The organism is Zemynaea arenosa, from assembly GCF_004614185.1.
Lineage (GTDB): Bacteria > Pseudomonadota > Gammaproteobacteria > Burkholderiales > Burkholderiaceae_D > Telluria > Telluria arenosa.
Genome location: NZ_SPVF01000243.1, coordinates 1 through 8,840, shown reverse-complemented (window position 1 = coordinate 8,840; position 8,840 = coordinate 1). Strand labels below are relative to the sequence as shown.

General features: G+C 68.4%; 6 protein-coding genes and 1 pseudogene. 5 read left to right on the top strand and 2 right to left on the bottom strand.

Annotated features, from left to right (window positions below; genetic code table 11):
• Positions 1 to 289 (top strand): annotated as a pseudogene (locus tag E4L96_RS18940) (hypothetical protein); the annotation flags it as partial.
• A gap of 95 nt (positions 290 to 384) precedes the next feature.
• On the opposite strand, the gene E4L96_RS18935 reads toward E4L96_RS18940, so the two are convergent.
• Both E4L96_RS18935 and E4L96_RS18930 read right to left on the bottom strand, forming a co-directional pair.
• Positions 385 to 3,525 carry a S8 family serine peptidase gene (locus E4L96_RS18935; protein ID WP_135208773.1) on the bottom strand — a complete coding sequence of 1,047 codons (3,141 nt, stop codon included), beginning with the start codon at positions 3,523 to 3,525 and terminating at the stop codon, positions 385 to 387.
• A 27-nt stretch (positions 3,526 to 3,552) separates the two neighbouring features.
• On the bottom strand, positions 3,553 to 4,320 hold the full coding sequence (locus tag E4L96_RS18930) for an NF038120 family PEP-CTERM protein (protein WP_135208772.1): 768 nt from the start codon (positions 4,318 to 4,320) through the stop codon (positions 3,553 to 3,555).
• 344 nt (positions 4,321 to 4,664) lie between these two features.
• Here E4L96_RS18930 and gspG point away from each other — a divergent pair, with 344 nt between their 5' ends.
• The 4 genes from gspG to E4L96_RS18910 are packed head-to-tail and all read left to right on the top strand — an operon-like array spanning position 4,665 to position 8,774.
• Positions 4,665 to 5,084: a type II secretion system major pseudopilin GspG gene (gspG, locus tag E4L96_RS18925; RefSeq protein WP_135208771.1), complete on the top strand. Its 420-nt coding sequence runs from the start codon at positions 4,665 to 4,667 to the stop codon at positions 5,082 to 5,084.
• Between the two features lie 27 nt (positions 5,085 to 5,111).
• A complete protein-coding gene (locus E4L96_RS18920; RefSeq protein ID WP_135208770.1) occupies positions 5,112 to 6,299 on the top strand; it encodes a type II secretion system F family protein in 1,188 nt (395 codons plus the stop codon).
• Positions 6,296 to 7,981, top strand: coding sequence for a GspE/PulE family protein (locus E4L96_RS18915; protein ID WP_135208769.1), 1,686 nt, complete (start codon positions 6,296 to 6,298; stop codon positions 7,979 to 7,981). The genes E4L96_RS18920 and E4L96_RS18915 overlap by 4 nt, the downstream gene beginning before the upstream one ends.
• Positions 7,974 to 8,774 carry a hypothetical protein gene (locus E4L96_RS18910; RefSeq protein ID WP_135208768.1) on the top strand — a complete coding sequence of 267 codons (801 nt, stop codon included), beginning with the start codon at positions 7,974 to 7,976 and terminating at the stop codon, positions 8,772 to 8,774. The genes E4L96_RS18915 and E4L96_RS18910 overlap by 8 nt, the downstream gene beginning before the upstream one ends.
• Positions 8,775 to 8,840 lie beyond the last annotated feature (66 nt).

Genomic DNA, 8,840 nt, shown 5'->3' with positions numbered 1-8,840 from the left:
ACTGGAGCGTATGCACGCCCTGACCGCCGCCGGCACCTGCACCGCCGACGCCGACTGCCGCACCCTCCCGGTGGGCGCCCGCGCCTGCGGCGGCCCCGAAGCCTACCTCCCGTACTCCACCAAAGGTACCGACGTCCCCGCCCTGCAGGCCCTGGCCGACCAGCTGGCCGCCGAGCGCCGCGCCGAGATCGCGCGCACCGGCGAACAGGGCACCTGCATGTTCAAGCCCGACCCCGGGGCCGAATGCCGCGCCCAGCGCTGCACCCTGCGCCGCGCCGACCTCAAATAGCGCTCCCCAGGCGACCACCGCCCCCGACCCGCCCGCTACGGACGAAAAAAAGCCGCACCCGAAGGTGCGGCTCTCACATCACAACAACAGCGGAATCAGTCCTTGCCCACGATCTGCGTGCGCGGCTGCGGATCGTCCAGCGGGATCGGATTGTTGGTCTCGACCAGGAACAGCGTGTTCGACTGCGCCACGTTGTTCTGGTCCAGCAGGCGCAGGCCACCGAGGTAGCGCTTGCCGCTGGCCAGGCCCGACCAGTTCACACCCACCGATGCCGTGCTGCCGGCGTACACTTTCGGCGGCACCGCGGCCTTGAAGTTGCCGCCCACATCCGCGGTCGACACCACCGCCGCATTCAGCGTGGTCTGCGTGGACTGGTTGTTTTCCAGGCCATAGCCGATCAGGCACAGCGTGTAGTTGCCAGCTGCCGGTGCGAGCAGGCGGATGGTCTCGTTCGCGCCGCCGTTGCCCGAATAGCCGACGGCCGTCCCGGCGCTGTTAATCAGCACCATGTCGATGTCGTCATTCCCGTTGCCGGCACCGGTGGTGCGCGAGAACAGCTCGAACGACGCGGCCAGGGTGTTGGCCGGGACCGTCACAGGCACCGGATTCATGCCTGCGGTGCCCGCCGCGCAGAGCGGTGCTGCCGCGGCGGCCCCGCCCGGAGGCGCGGCCGACTGGACCACCGTCATCGCGGTCTGTGCGATTTCCTTCAGGCCGCCGGTGGCAGCACCCATCTTGCCGGTGAAGCCAGTGGCCACCGACAGGATGCGGCTCTGCGAAGTGCGGTCCCCGGTCACCATGGCGACCGTGCTGATCGGCTTGCCGGCGCGCGCCACGATCGGGCTCTTCACCGTATGCGCACCACCATCGCTCCACACCAGCGAACCGTACTTCCAGTCGTTCGGCGTGGCGGTGGTGACCGCCAGGGTCACGTTGAAGGACTTGGTCTGGCCCGGGGCCAGCGCCAGCGTGCTCGGGGAGACCGTCACGTTGAAGCCCGGCAGGGAAGCCTGCGCGGTGTAGGTCGCGCTGGTGCTGCCCACGTTGGTGACCGAACGGGTCAGCGTGATGGTGCCGACCACCGAACCGGCCGCCAGCGACGGCAGGTTCAGGTTCCACGGCTGCAGGGTGCCGCTGCCGCAGGAGTTCGCGACGCCGACGCCGCACTGGTACTTCAGGTAGTCCACCGAGTTGATGGCGTACACCAGGCCCGGGTCGTTGGCCGCGCTGGCGCTGATGTGGCCGGCGCCCTGGCCCCACGGCAGCTGGCCGGCCTGCAGGCCGAGCTTGGTGTCCGGGTAGGTCAGGGTGGCGGTGGTCATCATGGCCGACTTGATCATCGACGGCGACCAGGTCGGGTGCGCCTGCTTGAGCAGAGCGGCGATGCCGGCGATGTGCGGGCTGGCCATCGAGGTGCCCTGGTAGGACGCCCACGCGGCCGGCGGCACCAGCGAACCATCGGCGACGGCATCGCGCTGGGCCTGGGTCAGGTCCGGGGTCACGCCGGCGTAGATGTCCACGCCCGGCGCGGCGATGTCCGGCTTCATCACGTTGGCGTCGTAGCGGTTCGGGCCGCGCGAGGAGAAGTCGGCCACCACCGGTGCGTTGGTGGCGCTGGCGACGATCTGGAAGGTGCCGATGGCAGCGGTTGCGCCGTTGTTGGCGGCATAGGCCTTGATCAGCGCGCCATCGGCCGCGCTCACATGCACGGACGGGACGGAGTGCGGATCGGCGATCAGGTCGCCGCTGCTGTTCACCAGGATCATGCCGACGCCGCCGGCTTCCTTGACGGCCTTGGACTTGTCCAGGCGGTCATTCGTCCCGCGGGTGCAGACCACCACCTTGCCGGTCACCTTGAGCGGATCCAGGCCCGGGCCGCCTGGCCAGGCGCTGCTGTAGCACAGGTTAGCGGCAGTGGCCGAGGCGCCCGCCTTGACGGCGTCGGTCGCGAGGATCAGCGGGGCGGCCGGCAGCGCATTGCTGTTCAGCGAGGCGCCGGTGTAGGACGCGCCGTTGCCCAGCGTGGTGCTGCCCTGCATGAAGCGGTTGTGGGTGGAGGCCGCCACGGCGGTCAGCCACGGGCTGATGTGCGCCACGGCATTGGCCGGGCCGTCGTTGCCGGCGGAGGCCGCCACGAACACGCCCGCGTTGGACGCGTGCAGGAAGGCCTGCTCGACCGGGTCGGTCGGGCTGGTGCCGCCGGAGATCGAGAAGTTGATCACGTTCACGCCGTCGACCACGGCCTGTTCGATCGCGGCCACGCTGTCGCCCACGTAGCAGCTGTTCTTGGTGCCGGTGCCGTCGGTCGCGGTCGGGTCGATGTAGGTCCAGCAGACCTTGTACATCGCCACGCGCGCGCGCGGGGCCATGCCGGACAGGCGGCCGATGGACGAACCGCCCACGGTGGCCGCGACGCCGGTGTTGCCGCCCGCGGTCGAGGAGGTGTGGGTGCCGTGGCCGCCGTGGCCGGTGGCGCCGGCCGCCGAGTCGCGCGGCGAGCGGAACTCGGTCCAGTGGGTGGTCTTGCCGACCGTGAGGTAGGTGGCGTCGAAGTAGCGCGCGCCGATCAGCTTGTTGTTGCAATGGGTGGCGCTGAAGCCTTCGCCGGTCTGGCAGATGCCGTGCCAGCCAGCCGGGGCCGGGCCGTAGGCCAGCGTGCCGCTCGGATCGAAGGTCGGGTTGCCGTCGGTGTCGACGCGGTCCGCATAGGCCGCGTTCTCGGGCCACACGCCGCCATCGACCACGCCGATGATCATGTTCTCGCCGGCGCCGGTCTTGCCGCCCAGTTTGGACCACAGGCCGTTGGCGCCGTCCAGGCCGAGGAAGGTCGGGGTGAAGTTGGTGTCCAGGTGGCGCGGGGCGTCGGGGGTGATGTTGGCGACATCGGTGCGCGCTTTCAGGGTGCGCACTTCGTCGTCGGTCAGCATGGCGGTGAAGCCGTTCAGCACCACCGAGTAGGTGTGCAGCACTTCGGCGGACGGCACCGCCGCCAGCACGTCGTTCTGCTTGGTGACCAGGTAGCCGGTGTACTGCTGGACCGGGGTGGTGTCGACATCCAGGCGGCTGCCGGCGTCGGGTTTGGTGGCGGTGTAGCCGGCTACCGAGCCGTCATACGAGGCGACCGGTTTGTCGACCAGCTGGACGACGTAAGGACGGCGGAGGTCGTCGGCGTGCGCGGACAGCGCGAACGCGGACAGCGCGAGGACCACCGCAGCGGTTGCGGGACGCAGTTTCATAGTGAGTTCCTTTCCGGGGCGGTGGGCTTAGGCGGCGCGGCGGCGGCGGGCGGCGAACAGGGCGGCGGCACCGAGGCCGAGCACGGCCAGCGAGGCCGGTTCCGGGACGGTGTTGATGCGCAGGTTGTCGAGCGCGAACTGGCCGCGGTCGCTGCTCAGGGCCGTGCACGAGGCCGAGCTGGAGGTGGTGCAGGCGAACGCGAAGGCATACACCTCGGCGTACTTGGCCTGGCCGAAGGCGGTCCCGCTCAGGTTGTAGCTGGCGAAGCCGAAGGCGCCGCCGGTCGGGCCAAACAGCGGCAGGTCGATCAGGTTGTAGCTGCCATCGGCCTTGATGCCCTGCAGGCGCAGGTAGCCGGCGGTGCTGGGGTAGACGCCGTTGATGTCGCCGATGAAGCTCGCGTCGAGCGCGCTCAGCATGAACTGGCCGCCGTCGGCGTTGAACAGGTCAAAGACGGAATCGTTGAACGCGGCGAGGAAAGTCGACGAATTGTTGGTCGGGCACTGGCCGGAGACGCACGTCCCGAGGTCGGTGCCGTCCATGAACAGGCCGGTCCAGTCGCCTTCCGCCGCACCGGCAGCCGCACTGAACAGGCCATACTTGTAGGCGCCTTCCGAGAAATACGTGTCCTGGACGCTCCCGTTGTAGGTGAAGTTGTTGGTGTGGCTTTCAAAACCCAGTGTGACAGTACCAGCGTGCGCCGGGGTCAGCGCTGCAGTTGCCGCCAGTACGCCGCCCGCGAGGGCGCATCTTGCGAGGCCGGACAGGCCGGAGAGGGGTGTTTTCCGCTTCATTATGATTTCTCTCAGATCGATTGTCTTTGGCTCCAGTTGTGCCGGAGTCTCCACTAAACCTGAACTGCTCAGGTTGCAATCGAATATAGCAAAGGAAATAATTCTGGTGACAAAATAATTACGTCCCTTTCGGGTGGGGCAACTCCCGTTGTTCAAATAATCAAGGGTTTGCGTGAAGAATTCGTATAAAAATTCTTCACAGAAATGTCGCAAATTGTCGACAATTGTCGACGTCTAGACAACCGGTTTGATCCGCTTGAAACAAAGAAAAATTGTCGGCTTGCTCAGCGCCGTGGTAGCCTTGCACGCCCAATCCACAGAGCTATAAAGAGGAGCAGTCCGGGATGCTGGAAGTACGCAAACACGGCGGTTTTACGCTGCTGGAATTGTTGGTGGTGATCGTCATCATCGGTCTGCTGGCCGCCTATGTCGGTCCGAAATATTTCGCCCAGCTCGGCAAGTCCGAGGTCACCGTCGCCAAGGCCCAGATCGAGGCTTTCGAGAAGTCGCTCGACACCTTCCGCCTGGACGTGGGCCGCTACCCGACCACCGAGGAAGGCCTGAACGCCCTGATGGTTGCGCCCCAGAATGCGGCCGGGAAATGGAATGGCCCCTATCTGAAGAAGGGCGTGCCGCCCGATCCCTGGGGCCATCCGTATGCCTACAAGGCCCCCGGCACCAAGGCTGAGTATGAAGTGAGCTCGCTGGGCAAGGACGGCCAGCCCGGCGGCACCGGCGAGGCCGCCGACATCAGCTCCCAGTAACGCCAGCCGTTTCCTTCGAAGCCTGCCATGCGGTACGCAGTGCGCACTCTTGCGCCGGACATGTCCATTGCCAGCCTGGTCGTCGATGCCGTCGACGAGGCCGACGCACGCCGCCAGGTGGAGGCGCGCGGACTGTATATCAGCCAGATCGAGCCGCAGATGTCGGCCGCGCTGGCGCGCGCGCGGGCGGGCAAGCTGTCGCTGGTCCTGTTCAGCCAGGAGCTGCTGGCGCTGCTCAACGCCGGTCTCGGCGTGGTCGAGGCGCTGGAGGCGCTGCTGGAGAAGGAAACCAATGTCGCCACCCGCGCCGTGCTGGAACGCCTGCTGGGCGGACTGCGCGAGGGCAAGCGCTATTCCAGCGTGCTGGCCGAGCAGCCGGACCTGTTCCCGCCGCTGTACGTCGGCATCGTGCGCGCCGCCGAAGGCACCTCGGACCTGCCGCGCGCGCTGGCCCGCTACATCGACTACCAGCAGCGCATCGACATCGTGCGCAGCAAGATCGTCAGCGCCTCCATCTATCCGGTGATCCTGCTGCTGGTCGGCTCGGGCGTGTCGATGTTCCTGATCGGCTACGTGGTGCCGCGCTTCGCCGAGGTGTACCAGGGCGCGGGCCGCAACCTGCCGTGGATGTCCCAGCTGATGCTGGACTGGGGCCAGTTCGCGTCGAAACACATGAGCGTGATCGGACTCGGCTTCCTGGCGCTGGTGGCGGGCGCCTTCTTCGGCGTGCGGCGCGCGCTGGCCACCGGGGGCCTCGCCCGCCTGGCCGCGCGCCTGCCCGGCATCGGCGAGCGCTTTCGCATCTATGAACTGTCGCGCCTCTATCTGACGCTCGGCATGCTGACCGAGGGCGGCATCACCATCGTCAATTCGATCGAGACCGTGAGCGGGATGGTGTCCACCTCGTTGCGCGCGCGGCTGGCCGCGGCGCGCGCCGCCATCGAATCGGGCCTGCCGCTGTCCACCGCCTTCGAGGCCAACGGCCTGACCACGCCGATCTCGCTGCGCATGCTGCGCGTGGGCGAGCGCACCGGCGAGATGGGGCCGATGCTGACCCAGTCCGCCGCTTTCTATGACGGCGAGATCACGCGCTGGATCGACCGCTTCACCCGCACCTTCGAACCCTTGCTGATGGCGGCCATCGGCATTGTGGTCGGCGCCATCGTGGTGCTGTTATATATGCCGATCTTTGATTTGGCGGGAGACATGTCGTGAACGCCCATGCGCCCATCGATAGCGCGCTGCTCGCGCGCGCCCGCGCCCAGAGCGCACAGTCGCACCGCCCGCTGGTGGCGGAGCTGGAAGCGCTGTCCGGCGAGGATCCGCGCCTGCTGGTGCGCATGCTGGCCCAGCCCTTCGGCCTGGAGGTGATGGAGACCGCCGCCATGCTGGCCCAGAGCCCCGCCTTCGACCTGCTGCCGCTGGCCCAGGCCCTGGCGCGCCACTGCGTGCTGCTGCGCGACGCCGACGGCGCGCTCACCGGCGTGCTCTCCGACCCGTTCGACATCGACCTGCAGACCTGGCTCAGTGCCCAGGCCAAGGCCCGCCCCAGCAGCCCGCTGCGCGTGCGCCTGGCGCTGCAGGCGGACATCCAGGCTTACCTGTCCAAGCAGGAGGAATCGGCGCGCGCGGTGGATGCGCTGGTGACCCAGGGCGGGGAAGGGCGGCGCGAGAAGACCGCCGCCGTGCTGTCCTTCGCCTCGGTGTCGGAAGCGGCCAGCCCCGCGGTCAAGCTGGTCAACTCGACCCTGTACGATGCCCTGAAAGCCGGCGCCTCCGACATCCACCTGGAGAGCAATGCCACCGGCCTGTCGGTCAAGTACCGCGTGGACGGCGTGCTCGATCACGCGGCCTCGGTCAACGGCATCGAGACGGCGGAGCACATCATCTCGCGCCTCAAGGTGCTGGCGGAACTGGACATCGCCGAACGCCGCGTGCCGCAGGACGGCAGTTTCCGCGTCGAGTCGGGCGGGCGCGAGATCGACCTGCGCGTGTCCATCATGCCGAGCATCCACGGCGAGGACGCCGTGATCCGTATCCTCGACAAGCGCGCCATGATCGACGCCTACGGCGCGCTGCGGCTGGAGACGCTGGGATTCGACGCGCCTTCGCTCGCGACCTTGCGCGCGCTGGCGCAGGAAGCCTACGGCATGCTGCTGGTGACCGGGCCGACCGGCTCCGGCAAGACCACCACCCTGTACGCGGCGCTCACCGAGATCCACAACGGGCGCGAAAAGATCATCACCATCGAGGACCCGGTCGAGTACCAGCTGCCCGGCATCCTGCAGATTCCGGTGAACGAGAAGAAGGGCCTGACGTTCGCGAAGGGCCTGCGCTCCATCCTGCGCCACGACCCGGACAAGATCATGGTCGGCGAGATCCGCGACCGCGAGACCGCGGAGATCGCGGTGCAGTCCGCGCTGACCGGCCACCTGGTGCTGACCACCGTGCACGCCAACAATGTGTTCGACGTGTTCGGCCGCTTCACCCACATGGGCATCGATCCGTATGCCTTCGTGTCGGCCCTGAATGGCATCTGGGCCCAGCGCCTGGTGCGCATGAACTGCCCGCACTGCGCCGCGCCGCACACGCCCTCCGACGAGGAACTGGCGTCGGTCGGCCTGACGCGCACGGACGCGCAGGACTACCTGTTCATGGAAGGGAAGGGCTGCGGCGACTGCCGCGGCACCGGTTACAAGGGGCGCCGTTCGATCGCCGAGATCCTGACCCTGAACGACGAAATCCGGGAACTCATCGTGGACAAGAAGCCGATCCGCCAGATCAAGGCGGCCGCCTATGCCAACGGCACGCGCAGCCTGCGCCATGCGGCGCTGGAACTGGTCAAGCGCGGTGCAACCACGCTCGCGGAAATCAAGCGGGTGACCCTCCATGCGTAGGCGCATCGGCCAGGTGCTGCGCCTCGGCGTGTCCGCGTCCCAGCTGGCGCTGGTCAAGGGCAGCCGCTGGGGCTCGTCCGCCGAATTGCTGGACCAGTGCGCGCTCGATCCGGCCGCGCCGCTGGAGGCCATCGCGCCCGCCCTGCACGCGCTGCTGGACAGCGGTGATTTCAGCGGCTGGCCGGTGGCGGTGGTGGTGGCGGACGACCTGGCCCGCCTGTGGCAGGTGACCCCGCCCGCCAACGCCTCGCGCGCGGCGGACCTGGAGGCGGCGGCCGCGCTGCGCTTTCACTCTTTATACGGCGACGGGCCGTCCAATTGGGCCATCGCCGCGGACTGGGACCCCGTGCGGCCCTTCATCGCGGCGGCGCTGCCGCGGGCCCTGACCGGCATGCTGGAGCAGGCGGCGGTGGACAAGAAGATGAGTATCGTGCAGCTGGTGCCGCACTTCGTCGCTGCCTGGAACCGCTGGCAGGGGCAGGTGCGCGCGGGGAGCTGGTTCGGCGTGCTGCACGAGGGCGTGCTGACGGCTGGCGTCACGCAGGGCCGCCGCGTGGTGGCGGTGCGCGCCTTTGCCGTGCCGGCGCACGCGGACAGCATGTGGCTTGCGGGGCAGCTCAATCGCGAGGCGCTGCTGCTGGGTGTCGAGGCGCCGGACGCGCTCACGCTGTGCGGCAGCGTGCCCTCGGCCTGGAACCGGCAGGACGGCCCGCTGGCCTGCACCGTGCTCGGGTCCCACGACTCCGACCGCTCGCCGGCCGAACGCCTCGCCCTCGCGGGAGCCGCAGCATGAACGCATGCTTGACACGTCACAGCATCGCGGGCGCAGCCCGCGGCCCGGCGCGTGGCTGCACGGCGC

Coding starts and splice junctions, on each gene's coding strand:
- E4L96_RS18935 (WP_135208773.1), bottom strand. CDS start 3,525: ATGAAACTGCGTCCCGCAACCGCTGCGGTGGTCCTCGCGCTGTCCGCG.
- E4L96_RS18930 (WP_135208772.1), bottom strand. CDS start 4,320: ATGAAGCGGAAAACACCCCTCTCCGGCCTGTCCGGCCTCGCAAGATGC.
- gspG (WP_135208771.1), top strand. CDS start 4,665: ATGCTGGAAGTACGCAAACACGGCGGTTTTACGCTGCTGGAATTGTTG.
- E4L96_RS18920 (WP_135208770.1), top strand. CDS start 5,112: ATGCGGTACGCAGTGCGCACTCTTGCGCCGGACATGTCCATTGCCAGC.
- E4L96_RS18910 (WP_135208768.1), top strand. CDS start 7,974: ATGCGTAGGCGCATCGGCCAGGTGCTGCGCCTCGGCGTGTCCGCGTCC.